Origin of the sequence: Rhizobium sp. RHZ01 (genome assembly GCF_014851595.1) — a bacterium.
GTDB classification, from domain to species: Bacteria; Pseudomonadota; Alphaproteobacteria; order Rhizobiales; family Rhizobiaceae; genus Rhizobium; species Rhizobium altiplani.
The window spans coordinates 1-14,810 of the sequence record NZ_JACUZZ010000019.1 but is presented as its reverse complement, the minus strand read 5'-3'; the positions used below and the strand labels follow the sequence as shown (position 1 = coordinate 14,810).

General features: G+C 60.3%; 10 protein-coding genes and 1 tRNA gene. 4 read left to right on the top strand and 7 right to left on the bottom strand.

Going from position 1 to position 14,810, the window contains the following annotated elements:
- Positions 1–90: 90 nt before the first annotated feature.
- Positions 91–1,839, bottom strand: a complete 1,749-nt coding sequence (locus IB248_RS19380; RefSeq protein ID WP_018857252.1) for a tetratricopeptide repeat protein — start codon at positions 1,837–1,839, stop codon at positions 91–93.
- 245 nt (positions 1,840–2,084) lie between these two features.
- Between IB248_RS19380 and IB248_RS19375 the strand changes: the two genes are divergently transcribed.
- Positions 2,085–2,423 (top strand): putative quinol monooxygenase, encoded by a 339-nt coding sequence (locus IB248_RS19375; protein WP_018857251.1) that lies wholly within the window; start codon positions 2,085–2,087, stop codon positions 2,421–2,423.
- Positions 2,424–2,565: 142 nt separating this feature from the next.
- The gene (locus IB248_RS19370) at positions 2,566–4,326 is read left to right on the top strand and encodes an adenylate/guanylate cyclase domain-containing protein (RefSeq protein ID WP_018857250.1); all 1,761 of its coding nucleotides are present in this window, start codon (positions 2,566–2,568) and stop codon (positions 4,324–4,326) included.
- 144 nt (positions 4,327–4,470) lie between these two features.
- On the opposite strand, the gene IB248_RS19365 is transcribed toward IB248_RS19370, so the two are convergent.
- The 4 genes from IB248_RS19365 to IB248_RS19350 form a co-directional block, all read right to left on the bottom strand.
- A complete protein-coding gene (locus IB248_RS19365) occupies positions 4,471–6,750 on the bottom strand; it encodes a CDC48 family AAA ATPase (RefSeq protein ID WP_192241549.1) in 2,280 nt (759 codons plus the stop codon).
- A 484-nt stretch (positions 6,751–7,234) separates the two neighbouring features.
- Positions 7,235–8,203: a substrate-binding domain-containing protein gene (locus IB248_RS19360; protein ID WP_018113584.1), complete on the bottom strand. Its 969-nt coding sequence runs from the start codon at positions 8,201–8,203 to the stop codon at positions 7,235–7,237.
- Entirely contained in the window at positions 8,190–9,515 is a 1,326-nt protein-coding gene (locus tag IB248_RS19355) for an ABC transporter permease (protein WP_018857248.1), read from the bottom strand. Before IB248_RS19355 ends, IB248_RS19360 begins: the two co-directional genes overlap by 14 nt.
- The gene (locus IB248_RS19350; protein ID WP_169682229.1) at positions 9,512–11,113 is read right to left on the bottom strand and encodes a sugar ABC transporter ATP-binding protein; all 1,602 of its coding nucleotides are present in this window, start codon (positions 11,111–11,113) and stop codon (positions 9,512–9,514) included. The genes IB248_RS19355 and IB248_RS19350 overlap by 4 nt, the downstream gene beginning before the upstream one ends.
- Before the next feature lie 216 nt (positions 11,114–11,329).
- On the opposite strand from IB248_RS19350, the gene IB248_RS19345 reads away from it, so the two are divergent.
- Positions 11,330–12,340 (top strand): LacI family DNA-binding transcriptional regulator, encoded by a 1,011-nt coding sequence (locus tag IB248_RS19345; RefSeq protein WP_192241548.1) that lies wholly within the window; start codon positions 11,330–11,332, stop codon positions 12,338–12,340.
- A gap of 87 nt (positions 12,341–12,427) precedes the next feature.
- On the opposite strand, the gene IB248_RS19340 is transcribed toward IB248_RS19345, so the two are convergent.
- Entirely contained in the window at positions 12,428–13,654 is a 1,227-nt protein-coding gene (locus IB248_RS19340; RefSeq protein WP_018857246.1) for an alpha-D-ribose 1-methylphosphonate 5-triphosphate diphosphatase, read from the bottom strand.
- Positions 13,655–13,969: 315 nt separating this feature from the next.
- Between IB248_RS19340 and IB248_RS19335 the strand changes: the two genes are divergently transcribed.
- A complete protein-coding gene (locus IB248_RS19335; protein WP_025660092.1) occupies positions 13,970–14,422 on the top strand; it encodes a universal stress protein in 453 nt (150 codons plus the stop codon).
- Between the two features lie 262 nt (positions 14,423–14,684).
- On the opposite strand, the gene IB248_RS19330 is transcribed toward IB248_RS19335, so the two are convergent.
- A tRNA-Met gene (locus IB248_RS19330) sits at positions 14,685–14,761 on the bottom strand.
- Positions 14,762–14,810: the final 49 nt, after the last annotated feature.

Below are 14,810 nucleotides of genomic sequence, written 5' to 3'. Positions count from 1 at the left end.
TCAATCGGATCTCGTTTTGTAGTGCATATGCAACATTTCGTCAATTGAGCTGCTTTGTCGACATGTCCATTAGACTTTCAGATCGCCAACCTACTCCGGCAGACCCGCTAGTCGTAGGCCTTCGATGTATTTGGCCATGAGCGTCTTATCGAGATAGGGTGCACGCGAACTGTAACGCTCGATCGAGAAGTCAGGATTGACCTTCAGAAGTTCGCGCGCGGCCTGGCGCGCCTCTTCAAGCCGCCCCAGTTGGGCGTAGGTCGCTGCAAGCAGGCGATAGGCGGGCCCAAGCTCGGCCATTTTCTCCAGAAGGGACAGTGCCTCCAAATATTTTCCCGAAAGAAATTTGGCTGCGGCGATATCCCAGAGATACCAGTCGGGGCGGCTCGGATTGAGGCGAACGGCAAGCTCTCCCATCCTAACGGCATCGTCAAGGCGCCCAAGATAACCAAGGGCATCGCAATATTCGGCGAGGAGGTCACAGTTGCTGGGAGCCAGTTCTCGGGCACGCTCATAGCAGGCTACGGCTCGCTCGGCCTCTCCCCTCCAAAGGTGAACGACGCCAAGAGCCCAGTGGGTATCAGCGTCGATCGGGTTTAGCTTCAGGGCTTTGCTTAGCAGGGCCGATGCGGTCGCAAGCGCGGTATCGATTTCAACGATTTCGTTCCATTTCAGCTTCCGAAGCTCGATCCAGGCCAACCCGATGTAAGGCCGCGGAAACTCCGGATCATCGGCTATCGCGGCGAGATACATTTCCCGCGCAAGTCGCACATCCTCTTGGCTCGAGCCCTGATGAAGATGCCGGCCCCGCAAATACAGATCGTAGGCTTTCAGCGATGTAACAGGCTTGCTCAGGGCGCGTTGACGCTCCGCCTCTTCTATCTTGACGCTCAGCGCGGCCGGTATGGAGCGGGACAGCTCGTCCTGAATGTGAAAGATGTCGATAAGGTCGAAGTCGTATTTTTCCGCCCAGATTCGTTCACCCGAAACATTGATGAGGTTGGCACTCACCCTGACACGATTGCCAAGTCGCCTCACGCTCCCCTCGAGGACGTAGTGCGGGATTGACTCGGCGTGCTGTTGCTCTGAGGGCGGTTGTTGAGCGACAACGATCAGCCTGGAGAACCGCGCCAAACCTGCCGCGACATCTTCTGTTAATCCCGCCGCGAAATAATCCTGGTCTGGATCGCCGCTGAGATTTGAGAACTTCGAAACGTACAGCAATGTTCTGTTCGGCGAAAACTCCGGCCCAAGGCGCGTTCCGACCGACTGCACGGCAGGCTTGGGTGTCGCAATAAACTCAGGATTCGCCCCTTCTGCACCGTCGTCGACGATGATGTTGAAGATGCGAATTGGCCGCTCGATGTTCTTCAGTGCGTGCTCGCCCACATCTTCGAAGCGGATGCCCAGACGCTTGCCTAAGGTGTCGCGCACCGATGCGGATATCGCTATGCCTCCCGGTTTCGCGACATTCTCAATGCGAGCTGCAACGTTCACGCCATCGCCGTAAACATCGTCGTCCTCGAAGATAAGGTCGCCGATATTTATACCGATCCGAAATTCTATCCTGCGATCGCCGGGGACACGCGCATTGCGTTTCTGCATCTCCGATTGGATCTCGATCGCGCACAGGACCGCCTCTTCAGCAGTCTGAAACTCCGTCAGCATCCCATCGCCAACAAGCTTGATTGTATGGCCCTGATACAACGCGATTTTCACGTCCCAAAGTTCGTGTCGGTGCAATTTTAGAGCGGAAAGTGTGCCTTTCTCGTCGATCCCCATCAGTCGACTATAGCCGACCACGTCAGAGGCCATGATGACAGAAAGCCGTTGCTTCATTGTCGCCCACCCCCATCAAGTCAGCCAATGGCCACTCAGATTAGCATATACGCAATGTCGAGACACTTCCTGGCGCGCTCAAGAATTCGTCTTCGCTCGCCCCGTGGCGGACGGTGTCCACTTCGCGCCAGAAGCAGCCTGCTCTATAAGTTACAACCTGGACATGGACCTTGAGGTCTGCACCCACGTCGAATGCTAGTAGCCTCCGTGTCAGGGCGAGTGATACAGAAATTCGAGGTGCCCATATGAAACTCATAACGGGTTGGCTCACCTGCAAGCAGGGAATGCGAGAGGCGTTCCTTGCCGCTATGGAGCCGCATGTTGTGTCCACGCGCGCTGAGCCAGGCTGTGTGTTTTTTGAGTATCATCGGCACAAGGATGAAGACGACGTGGTGGTTCTGATCGAAGGCTTTCGCGATGCGGAGGCACACGAGTTCCATAGGCGAACCCCGCACATGATCGCGATGCAGGCCGATGTGCGGCGGCTCCTGGCAAGATTGAGTTTGATCGAGACGGTCTCGGATGAAGTCGCACGTTATGATCTCGATTTCATCGCAAATCCGCCGGGCCCCTATCGTCCTTAGTCCTGCAGGCAGCTTGCACGTCGATGTGCGTGCTCCCACAGCACCGTTCGCACCCGCCGCTGTCGTTGGCAATCGTAAAACACCCAAGCCTGTTGATGTGCTACATTGTCACCACGTGCTTTTGTGGCGGGAGGGATCGAGAATGCAGCGCAAGCTGGCCACGATCATGGTCGGAGATTTCGTCGGCTCCACCCCTGCGATGGAAACGGACGAGGAAGGAGCGATCACCCGGATTGACGCTGTCCTCGACACTGTTCGCATGGTCATCCAGCGCCATGATGGCCGCGTCTTCGGCACCGCGGGCGATGCCCTGCTCGCCGAGTTCGGCAGCCCAGTCAATGCGCTTAGGGCCGCCATCGAGGCGCGCGCCGAGATCGCTGCCCTTCCTGGCTCGAGTGGCGGCGACATGCGTTTCGGCCTGCATGTCGCGGATGTCGTCGTCGTGGGCTCGGACTTGCGCGGCGATGGCGTGAACATAGCCGCGCGAATTGAGGCGTCTGCGCCACCTGGCGCAATCGAGGTTTCGGGGGTGCTTTACGACCAGGTCCGTCGGGTCTCGCCTTGTGGATTTGAAGACATCGGCGAACGTCGACTGAAAGGAATTTTCGAGCCGATACGGATTTACCGGGTTACTGAACTGGTGGACCGCCACCTCTATCAGTTCGCTCCAACACGATCCTCTCCCAATGCTGCACAGCCTCCCCGGACAAACTCGATCGCCGTGGCGCGGTTCGACATTGCGCCCGGCGCCATTGCGGATCAATCCTTCCTGGCGGACGGCATCACCGACGACCTGACTCTTGAACTGAGCCGGCTGAAGGGGTTGTTTGTCAGTTCCCGTTCGGCCGCGACCGCACTGACGACCAAAGACCCGGTCGAGATCGGCCGCCTTCTCGGCGTCGGCTACGTCGTCAGCGGCTCGATCCGGCAAGCGGGCGACGACCTCAGGGTCAACATCTCGCTGACGGAAACCGGAGAGGGTCTCGTCATCTGGTCCGATCGCATAACGCGTCCGTTTCGCGAACTGCTTGATGTCATGGATGAAATCATCGCGCGTGTCGCAGCAACCGTGTCCGGACGGGTCGAGCAGTCGGAACTTGCGGCCGCGCGGCTAAAGCGCCCGGAGAACATGACGGCCTATGAGTATTACCTACGGGGACTGGACCATCATCGCTTGGTTGGCGTTTCGGACACCCACATACACGAAGCCATGACCTGGTTCGAGCGGTCAATGACCGCTGATCCCGGTTTCGGCCGCCCCTTCGCCATGCACGTCTGCTCGTGGAGCAACTTGCCAAGCTTTGACCTTCATGAGGCCGAAAAGCAGGTTGCGCATGCGCTTGCACTCGACCCGACCGACCCGGAAGCCCATCGCATCATGGGCGCGATCAAGATGAAATCGGGCGACTTCGCCTCGGCGCGTTACCATCACATACGCGCCAAGGAACTCGCTCCGAACGACGCCTATATTCTCGGCCGCAGCGCCGCGTTCTATGTCTATGTCGGAGAGGCTGAGCACGCCCTTGGAATGCTTGATCGTGCCGAGACACTCGATCCCTTTCTGCCGGTCTGGATCACTGAAGAGCGGGTGGCGGCCCTCTACGCGCTGGACCGCTTCGAAGACATGATGCGCGTCGCCCTGACACTACCGTTTCAGACCAGGCGGACGTTGCTTTATCAGATCGCGGCTAGCATGGCCTGCGGCAACAGCGGAAAGGCTGAACTCTTGGTTCGGCAAGCGCTTTCCCTCGATCCGGGCCTGTCTGCGATATACATCCGGATGCAGGAGACCTATGCCGACGAGTCCGTCACCGAAGCCCTGATCGAGCGGAACTGCGATGCCGGCCTGCCGCCAAAGCCGCGGAAGCCTACACCCCGCAAGAAATCAACTTTGCTGAGATGACGAACGGCCGATCAGCCACCCACGCGGCGCAGAACAGGTGGCGTCACGGAGCTTCACCTGGCTCAGCATGGAGCGCGGAAGCCCGGCCGCCCCGCACTGGACCGGCAGAGCCGCCACGGTCGATCACTACTTAATCTGGCGCCCCTACTCTCCAGCCTGCCTGAGGGGCGTGAAGCCGATCTGCATGCGCTGCGGATTTTCCTGGCGGAGCGTGCGCAGCATCTCCTCATACTCCCGTTCGGCTTCTGCCGTGACCGACGGTCGAACCTCCTGCAGGGCCATGGCGAAATTCTCCTTTGTCACCGTCGACGCAGTCAGAGACTGACGCAGTGCAATCAGCCCTGCTCGCCGTGTCAGGTCTTCGAGATCTGCCCCTGTAAACCGCTCCGTCTTGTCGGCGAGTTCATCGAGATCAACATCGTCGGCGAGCGGCATCTTCTTCGTATGGATGCCAAGGATCTTCCGCCGCGCTTTTGCATCCGGCACGGGAACATAGACCAGTTCGTCAAAGCGCCCCGGTCGCAGCAGTGCCGGATCGAGCAAATTCGGCCGATTGGTCGCTGCCATCACGACGACGCCCTGCATGTCTTCCAACCCATCCATTTCGGCCAGTAGCGTGTTGACGACCCGCTCGGTCACCGCCGGCTCACCCAGCCCGCCGCCGCGGACGGGGGCCAGCGAGTCGATTTCATCGATGAAGATGACGGTCGGGGCAACCTGTCGTGCGCGTTCGAAGAGCCGCGAAACCTGCTGCTCGGACTCGCCGTACCATTTCGAAAGCAGATCGGACGATTTGGTTGCCACGAAGTTCGCTTCGGCTTCGCGCGCCACGGCCTTTGCCAACAGTGTCTTCCCGGTCCCAGGAGGTCCAAACAAGAGAAATCCCTTTGCAGGGCGAATGCCCATCTGCCTAAAGGACTGCGGTGACCTGAGCGGCAGTTCCACCCCTTCCTTCAGTCTCATCTGCGCTTCGTCCAAACCTCCGACATCGTCCCAACGGACGTTCGGCTCCTGGATCATGATTTCGCGCAACGCGGAAGGTTGAATGCGCTTCATGGCGGACGTGAAATCGTCCTGAGAGACCGTGAGCTTTTCAAGGATCTCGGTTGGGATACCCTGCTTCAGATTGATATCGGGAAGAACACGGCGCAGCGCATCCATCGCCGCTTCGCGAACCAACGCACCGAGATCCGCTCCGACAAAGCCGTAGGTCGTCCTCGCGATCTCATCGAGATCGGTGTTCTCGGCGAGTGGCATGCCCCTGGTGTGGATCGCGAGCACCTCGCGCCGGCCGCGCTGGTCCGGTACGCCAATGACGATTTCGCGGTCGAAACGCCCGGGACGGCGGAGCGCCTCGTCAATCGCGTCTCGCCTGTTCGTCGCGCCGATGACAACAATATTCTGCCTCGGCTCCAGCCCATCCATAAGGGTTAGCAACTGGGCGACAATTCGCCGTTCGACTTCTCCGGTCACCTGCTCGCGCTTTGGCGCGATGGAGTCGATTTCGTCGATGAAGATGATTGATGGCGCATTCTGCGAGGCTTCCTGAAAGACCTGCCGCAAACGTTCCTCGGACTCCCCGTAGCGGCTGCCCATGATCTCGGGACCGGCGATGTGGTAGAAGTTGGCTTCCGTCTCATTGGCGACAGCACGGGCCAACAGCGTCTTGCCGGTGCCCGGGGGGCCATAGAGAAGCACGCCCTTTGGCGGTTCGATGCCGAGGCGCTGAAACAACTCGGGATGGCGCAGTGGCAGCTCCACCATCTCGCGGACTTGCTCGACAGAGGTGCCGAGTCCGCCGATATCGTCGTACGTTACGTCAGCTCGGCGTGCTTCCTTCGGTTCCTCAAACTGCGAACGCAATTCGACAACCGTCTGCTCGTTCATCTGGACGATGCCTCTCGGCTGTGTCGAGACAACGACGAGCCTGATTTCCTGCAGACCGTAGGCGGGAAGATCGAGTACGCTCCGTAGCAGCGGGTCCGCAGCGCGGGGATCTCTTACGCGTTGCTGGACTGAGGTCGATACAACGTCGCCGGCCACCATTGGGCGGTGAAGAAACGTGCGCTGCAAAGCTTCACCCGGTCCCTGCAACACCAGGTTCTTCTGCGCCGGCGCGAGGACAACCTTCGTCGCCGGCCTGACCTCCGCCTTGCGAACTTCGATATGGTCGCCGCTTGTTGCGCCTGCATTTACGCGCTGAAGGCCGTCGAGCCTGATCAGGTTCAGGCCCTCATCATCGGAATAGGGGCCCATCGCGATCGCGGCCGTATGCCGCTTGCCGATGAGCTCAATAAGCTCGCCTTCTCGTACGCCGAGCTTGGTCATCGCCTTCGTGGAGACGCGGGCGATGCTCGCTCCCGTATCCTGCGGTGGCATATTGGCAACCTGCAGCGTGAGGATCTGATCGTCGGGGACAGACATGATACCTCCAAAATCGCTTGTGATGAAACGCTGCGCTGACAGCTAGAGAGCTTACGGAAAAGACAAGCGGTTTTCATGCGAACACGTAAAAAGACTTGCGCTTCCTTGCCGCCGACACGACGGATCCGCCTACTGATATTCGAAACGCGTGATGGAGCGAATTATACAGAGGTATAGGTGAGCGACCGTTTCACGGTTGGACAAAGTGCTCCAGTGGTCCACCGGTTGAGCCTCGGTGGAAAGCCGCAAACCTCGGAAGCTTCACAATCCCCTCGAGTTTTACGCAGCCTTCGCCCCCAGGCAGCCATCCAAGCTCTCCCCAAGCCCGTTATTCCGCCAGGCTATCGACGAATGCGCGGATGCCGCCGACTACTACAGTGGTTTAGCGGACCGGACTGACCGTCGAACAGGTGCGGACCCGTATGGACACAAAAAGGGCCGGCTGGGATAGCCGACCCTTCTTTACTGTCAGGTTTACGCTGAGTTAGAGGCCGTTGTCCTTCATGATCTGGCCTGCATTTTCCTTTGTCACCTTGAGCGTCGGCAAGACGACATTCTTTTCGACTTTTTCTCCGCCGAGATACTTGATCGCCTGACGCAGGCCTTCCGCGCCCGGCGTTGCATAGAGGAAGGTCGCACTGAGTTCACCATTGTTCACCCAGGTCACGCCTTCTCCGGGAAGCGCATCGATGCCGATGAATTTGATGTCCTTCTCACGTCCGGCATCCTTGGCAGCGAGGTAGGCGCCATAGGCCATCGGATCGTTGTGGCCATAGACGAGGTCGATCTTCTCATTGTTGCGGAGCGCGGTGGCCATGATGTTGTAGGCCTGGTCCTGCTTCCAGTCGCCCGACTGCTGGTCGAGCAGGTTCTTGATGCCCGGCTCCTTGTCGGTAAATTCGTGGAAGCCGTCGTGCCGGTCGTGTGCCGGCTGGGTTCCCATGCCGCCCCAGATCTCGACGACATTGCCCTGCGCCTTACCGGGCCCGCCGAGAAGTTCAACGGCATATTCCCCCGCAGCCCGACCGATCAGCTTGTTGTCGCCGCCGACGAACTGGACGTACTTGTCGGTTTCGACGTTGCGATCCAAGACGAAGACCGGAATCTTGGCGTCGATCGCCTGCTGGACGACGCCGGTGAGGCCAGCGGATTCCTTCGGCGAGATCAGCAGCGCATTGACTTCCTGGCGGATCAGGTTTTCGACATCCGCAACCTGCTTTTCAGTCTTGTCCTCACCGTCGGTGATGATCAGCTCGACTTCGGGATGCTTTGCGGCTTCCGCGATGATGTCCTTGTTGAACTGCGCCCGCCAGGGCTCGATCGTGGTCGCCTGGGAGAACCCGATGCGCCACTTCTTGTCTTGCGCCAGCGCGCCATGCGTAGCGAAAAGGGATGTAGTGGTGAAAAGCGCGGTAGTGACGACCGCGAACTTCAACATGTCACGACGTTTCATTTCCGTTTCCTCCAGTGTTGAGAGACATGGTCTCCTTGCGCGGACGCTCCTCCCCGGACGCCTCCGATCTCGCGGGCCGCGGCAGTGTCAGCCGCAACCGCGCCAGAATATCGCGGGCATTGCGCTCCTGAACGAGCACGGTGCCGATGATGATCAGTCCCTTCAGCACCAGCTGAAGGTTGGAATTGATGTTGTGGAGCTGCAGGATATTCGACAGCAGCCCGAAGATCAGCACGCCGCAGAAGGTGCCGGCAAGGCTGCCGCGTCCCCCCATCAGGCTCGTGCCGCCGATGACCACCGCGGCGATGGCGTCGAGCTCCAGCCCAGCCCCGGCATCGGGCTTGCCCTGGCGATACTGCGCAACGTAGAGGATCGCGGCGATGCCCGCGAGCAGGCCGGAGACGGCATAGGTGACGATCTTGACCCGTCCGCTGTCGATGCCTGAAAGCCGCGCCGCCTCCTCGTTGCCGCCGATCGCATAAACGAAGCGGCCGAACGGAGTGAACTTCAGCACGACCGCATAAATCGCAATCGCCGCAATGAAAAAGATACCGGGCATGGGAATGATGCCGAAGACCAGCGAGCGGAGGATATCGAAATCGGCCGTGGCGTTCGACCCGGTGTAAACCGGCAGGACCGCATTGTTCTGACCCGCCGTCAGCCGAGCGATGCCGAGCGCAGTCACCATCATCGCCAGGGTGACGATGAAGGGCTGCAGGCGGCCGACGACGATGATGATGCCGTTGATGGCGCCAAACAGAAGGCCGACGGCCGGTACGACGAGCAGCACGCCGAGCACACCGAACTTGGTTTCGCTCTGCGGCACGATATAGAAGAGCAGCACGGTGCAGAGGGCGATACCGACCAGCGCCGGGACATAGATGCCCCGCGTGCGGTCGAGCGTCAGGTCGCGGCTATGGCTGAAGCCAGTGCGGCTCTTTTCAAGATTGGAGAAGATGAACCGGGTCACGGCGGCCCCGATGACGAGGGCGGCAAGCAGCACCGACGGCACGCCGAGCAGGAAGGCCGGTGTGTCCCCCGGAACCGTCAACAACATGGCACAGACGACGCTGCAGATTGCCATCAACGAACCGACCGACAGGTCGATGCCGCCGGTGATGATGACGGCCGTCATGCCGGTCGCGATAAGCCCCGTCGTCGAGACCTGACGCAGCACGTCGAGCAGGTTGCCGCTGGAAAGAAATATGTTCCTGCCCGACGACGTCACCGGCGACCAGGCGACACCGATCAGGAAAATCGCGATCAGGCCCCAGTACAGTTTCGTGCGGGAAACAAGCTTTATCACATTCATGCGGATGCCTTCTCCTGCCTGTTGCCGGATCGCGGTGCCGCCAATTGCATGATCCGCTCCTCCGTCGCGATCGCGCGGTTCAGGATACCGGTCTGGTGTCCTTCGGACATGACGAGGATGCGGTCGGAAAGATGCAGGAGTTCCGGCATTTCCGAACTCACGACGACGATCGACATACCTGCTTCGGCCAGGCGGAAGATCAGGTCGTAGATGTCGCTCTTTGCCCCCACATCGATGCCGCGGGTCGGCTCGTCGAGCAGCAAGATGCGCGGCGTCGTGGCGAGGCACTTGCCGATCACGACCTTCTGCTGGTTTCCGCCGGAAAGCGTTGCCGCGACCTGTTCAATGCCCGAGGCCCGAATACCCAACGTCTTGATGGCGTCGGCGGCAACCGCCGCTTCCGCCGCAAAGTCGCGCAGGCCGAAGCGCGCCATTCGGCTGACGAGCGGTAGCGCGACATTCTCCGTGATCGTATCGTGCAGGTGAAGTCCCTGCATCTTGCGGTCCTCAGTGACGAAGGCAATGCCCAGTCGGCGCGCGTCCGTCGGCGAGCGGATCGTGACCGGCTGCCCGTCGATCAGAATCTCACCGCCGGCCTCCCCGTTGCTGGCGCCCGTTATCGCCTGCAGGATCTCGGTACGCCCGGCCCCGAGCAGGCCGCCGATGCCAAGGACTTCACCTGAGGCGACCTCGAAATTGACGCCGGTCAGGACCTGCTTCCAGCCGTGCCGGTTGGCCACGGACAATGACAGATTTCTCACCGACAGGACTGCACCGCCAACGGCGGTCGCTTCGTGCCTGATGGTTTCGGCACGGCTGAGATTGCGGCCAACCATGCCGGCGATGACCATGTCTTCATCGATCTCCGACTTCGGCCTGGTCCAGACGTGCCGGCCGTCCCGGAACACCGTGACGCGATCGCTGAGTTGCATTACCTCGTCGATCCGGTGCGAGATGTAGATGATGCCCACCCCTTCCGATGCGAGCTGGCGCATGATCGTGAAAAGCCGCTTGCATTCATTCGGTGACAGCGCCGATGTCGGCTCGTCCATGATGAGCATCCGGGCGTCGAGCGACAGCGCCTTTGCGATCTCGACCAGCTGCTGTTCGCCGATCCTGAGCGACGACACCCGTGCTTCGGGATCAAGATCGATGCCGAGCCGCGTGAGCAGGGTCCGGGCGGCATTCATGCTTTTCCGGCGATCGACAAACAACCCGGCGATCAAGGGCTCCCTGCCTAGGAAGATATTGTCGGCAATCGACAGCTCAGGGACGAGATTGAGTTCCTGGTGGATGATGGCGACACCGGCAACCTCTGCGTCGCGCACCGTCGCGAAGTGAACCGGAGCCTGGTCGATGATGACGGCGCCATCATAGTCGGCGTAGACACCGGACAGGATTTTCATCAGGGTCGATTTGCCGGCGCCGTTCTCGCCCATCAGCGAGTGGATCTCACCGGCGAACAGATCAAATTTCACATGATTGAGCGCGGCAATTCCGCCAAACGACTTCGAGACGTCGACCGCTTCCAGCACAGGCGCGGTGGACGAAGGTGGCGCGTCGGCGCGCGAAGACAAATGGCCCACTTCTTCCTGCATGACAATGACGGCCTCCCTTCCATCTTTGTCTCGCGGCTGTAAGCGACAGTAGAAGCTAATCTAAACGTTTCGAATCTGTCAAGAGATCAGTCGCCCTCCAACGCTTTGATCTTGCTAAGAACTTGCCATTTTCGTAACATGTTGGACAACGCATCGATCTAAACGTTTTGAATTATGGACCGGATTTCTTCCAAAAGACGAAAATCCCAGCCGACCATGCTAGACGTCGCTGCGACGGCAGGCGTCTCGGTTGCCACGGTCTCGGCGGTCGTCAATGGTACCGCGCCGGTCAGTTCCGAACTGCGTGGCAGAATCGAAAATGCGATTGCGGCCATCGGCTATAAACGCAACGCCATTGCCCGAAGCCTGAAGACGGGCGCCACCAAGACGATCGGGCTCGTCATCGCCGATATCACCAACCCGTTCTTCACGGATGTCGTCGCCGTCATCCAGGATGTGCTGCATCGCGCCGGTTACGCTGTGATGCTCTGCTGCACAGACGAAGATCCGGTGCAACAGGAGGAGCAGATTTCGCTTCTCCTGGACAGGATGGTGGACGGCCTGATCATTGCGCCGGCTGGCGACGACCATGCGCTTGAGCGCGTCCTCCAGCGCGCCGGTATCCCGACCGTACTGATCGATCGCATCAGCCACGGCATCGCGGCGGATGCCGTCGTCCTCGACAACCAGCACGCGGTACAAGACGCGATCGACTATCTTGTCGGCCTCGGCCATCGCCGGATCGGCTACATCTCGGGTTCGCTTGATACCTCCACCGGCCTCGGCCGGCTGGCCGGCTATCGCGGCGCGCTTGACAATGCCGGCATTCCCCAGGACGACGCATTGGTGCGCATCGGAAACTTTCGCGAGAAAGACGCCTATAATGCCGCCATGCAGTTGCTCGTGATGCCGGAACGGCCGAGCGCCATTTTCTCGGCAAACAACCTGATGGTCATCGGCGTGATGAAGGCGATCCGGGACATGGGGCTGCGTTGTCCCGATGACATCTCGGTGTCGAGCTTCGACGATTTTCCCTGGGCGGATGTTTTCCAGCCGAACCTGACGACCATCGCCCAGCCGGTACAGGCCATCGGTGAACACGCAGCCCAGCTCATTCTCGACCGCCTTGCCAATCGCTCCGACCGCCCTCCCCGGCAGATCGTACTTTCGGGCCGCTTGACGATCCGCTCGTCCTGCCGGCCTTTCTCTGCAGCTGACGGAGGTTAAAGATTTGCGCGAGATGGGCGGACGAGCGGAGCTCCCGACGGGCCTCGTTCTAGCTCTGCATCAGTTGCTCGCCCGCTTCTCTACTCGTCACCAGCCCATCGGCGCCGCGCAATAGGCTTCCCGGCCGGCGACCCAGGTGCGCCGAACCACGGGGGCGCCGCCCTCTGGCCAATCGACCAATATGAGGTCCGCCCGCTTTCCGACTTCGATCACGCCGCGATCGAAGAGCCCCGACGCACGCGCCGGATTGCCGGATACGAGCGGCCAGAGCGCGTGGACCGGTGCCACGCCATCGGCCTTGAGCCTGGCCAGGCCAAGCAGCATCGCAGGATAATAATAGTCCGAGGCGAGAATATCGCAGAGACCCTCGCGAATCATATCGGCGGCACCGATCGAAACAATGTGGCTACCGCCGCGCGTGGCGTTCGGCGCGCCAAAGACGATGAAGTCACCAGCCTCACGGGCGGCCCGCGCCACCCGCTTGTTCGTCGGGAACTCACTGATCCGTGCGCCACGGACGCGGAAGAAGTCGCGCGTTTCAATCTGGCTATCGTCATGCGACAGCATCGGTGCGCCGGCGGCCTGGCCGAGGGTCGCCACCTCTTCAATCGCGGCTGGTACTTGCGGACGGCGATCCCACATGTTCCTGACGAGCGCGACCATGTCAGACACCGGGATCTTGGCCCGCTTGGCGCGTTCCGCCATCTTCTCCGCGAACGCAGGCGTTTCGGGGTCGACTGCCGGGAAGGCCGGATCGAGGTCAAACGGCCGCTCCTGCAACGGTATCGAGGGATGCAGCATTGCCATTGATGTGTGGTCGTTGAAGGCAATCGACGGCAGGCGCGGTCCGGCGAGCGCCTCGCGAATAAGCTCGATCGCCTCGAAGCAGAAGGTTTCCCAACGGAGCTGGACACGATTGTCCACCGTTAGACGCGGGCCGAGTGCGTCGAGAGCGCGGACGACGGCGTAACCGTTTTCCACAGATCGAAGCCCCGGCTCCCAGCTCAGCGTCAGGGCGTGGTAGGCAGTCGCTATCCCATTGGCGGCAAGCTGACGGTCTGTTTCGAGCAGCGCAGGAGCGACGGGGAGCATCGTCCCCGGCCGCGGCATGATCTGCCGCTCGAAGGCATCGCCATGAATGTCCACAAAAGCCGGAGCGAGGAGAGAGCCGCGTCCATCCACAATGTCCGCTCCGTCGCGTGCACCGTCGACCGCCATGATCCGGCCGTCTTCGATGCGCACGGAAGCGGGCTCCAGACGGTCGCCAAAAATGACGGTCGCGCCCTCGATAATCACTGCCGAATTGTTCTGCATTGGTGTCATTCCACGAAAAGGAGAGTGCAGCAGCCCCGTTTCATCGGAGGCCTGAGTGCCACGCCGCTTCGAACCAGCCGATATGACAGATTTGAGAATGTCGCTGTGCACAGGCATACGTTGACTGACACGGTAGCGCAGGTCCCCAGCGGTGTAATCCGTCCACAGTGGAGGTGCGTTGCATGTGGCGCGATGGCCAACCTCCGCCAGTCCGTTCTGGCGATTTCTCCGTCTACAACCGTATCGTTAGTTGCGAAACGATAGTACCTTGCGTGGTGGGCACAAATGCCTTGGACCAGACGGGAGACGACAAGTATGTACAACCATATTCTCATTTCTACCGATGGATCGGAAGTAGCGCAGAAGGGTGTCGATCATGGGCTGTCGCTTGCAAGCAGCCTCAAGGCCCGCGTGACGATAATCATGGCAACAGAGCGGTTCCCTGTCTACGCGCATGCCGGGATTGCCGGCGCCTATATTCCCGGGCCGACAGAGATGGCCCAGTATGAAGCCGGTCAAAAGGAAACAGCCGAGAGAGTGCTGGCTGGGGTCAAGAGAGCAGCAGAAAAGCTCGGCGTGCAGGCGAACACTGTCCATATCCCGCAGGCTTATCCGGCCGAAGCGATTGTTGAGGAGGCCAAGGCTCTCGACTGCGATTTGATCGTCATGGCATCACACGGCCGTAGGGGTTTAAGAAAGCTGGTGCTCGGGAGCCAGACATCGGAAGTCCTCGCGAGCAGCCCGGTGCCTGTCTTGGTGGTCCGGTAAGTCGTCACTTCTGGGAAGCGGTGTCCCGCGGGGCCTGCGCCGAAACCGACCAGCGCGGCTGGCTCCAAATCTCGGTCATCGGCGAGCGAAATCGGGGACGGCACCGCGTCTGAGGTTGCGGAGCCGAGCTCGACACGGAGTCCAAAAAGAGAAAGCTCCTCGGCGCTTGCGCGGACGTTATGTATCCGATGTATAAGGATATTCGCTCGCGTCAGGAAGACGCCGAGCTAGATCGCCCGGGAAGCGCTCACCACGGGAGATTTGGTTGCGGGGGCAGGATTTGAACCTGCGGCCTTCAGGTTATGAGCCTGACGAGCTACCGGGCTGCTCCACCCCGCGCCAAGTGCAAAACCCTTTGGGTTTTGTCACGGTGCGTAAACTGCGAAGC

Excerpts from the sequence above, each read along its gene's own strand:
- IB248_RS19380 (WP_018857252.1), bottom strand. The coding sequence starts at position 1,839 with ATGAAGCAACGGCTTTCTGTCATCATGGCCTCTGACGTGGTCGGCTAT.
- IB248_RS19375 (WP_018857251.1), top strand. The coding sequence starts at position 2,085 with ATGAAACTCATAACGGGTTGGCTCACCTGCAAGCAGGGAATGCGAGAG.
- IB248_RS19370 (WP_018857250.1), top strand. The coding sequence starts at position 2,566 with ATGCAGCGCAAGCTGGCCACGATCATGGTCGGAGATTTCGTCGGCTCC.
- IB248_RS19365 (WP_192241549.1), bottom strand. The coding sequence starts at position 6,750 with ATGTCTGTCCCCGACGATCAGATCCTCACGCTGCAGGTTGCCAATATG.
- IB248_RS19360 (WP_018113584.1), bottom strand. The coding sequence starts at position 8,203 with ATGAAACGTCGTGACATGTTGAAGTTCGCGGTCGTCACTACCGCGCTT.
- IB248_RS19355 (WP_018857248.1), bottom strand. The coding sequence starts at position 9,515 with ATGAATGTGATAAAGCTTGTTTCCCGCACGAAACTGTACTGGGGCCTG.
- IB248_RS19350 (WP_169682229.1), bottom strand. The coding sequence starts at position 11,113 with ATGCAGGAAGAAGTGGGCCATTTGTCTTCGCGCGCCGACGCGCCACCT.
- IB248_RS19345 (WP_192241548.1), top strand. The coding sequence starts at position 11,330 with ATGCTAGACGTCGCTGCGACGGCAGGCGTCTCGGTTGCCACGGTCTCG.
- IB248_RS19340 (WP_018857246.1), bottom strand. The coding sequence starts at position 13,654 with ATGCAGAACAATTCGGCAGTGATTATCGAGGGCGCGACCGTCATTTTT.
- IB248_RS19335 (WP_025660092.1), top strand. The coding sequence starts at position 13,970 with ATGTACAACCATATTCTCATTTCTACCGATGGATCGGAAGTAGCGCAG.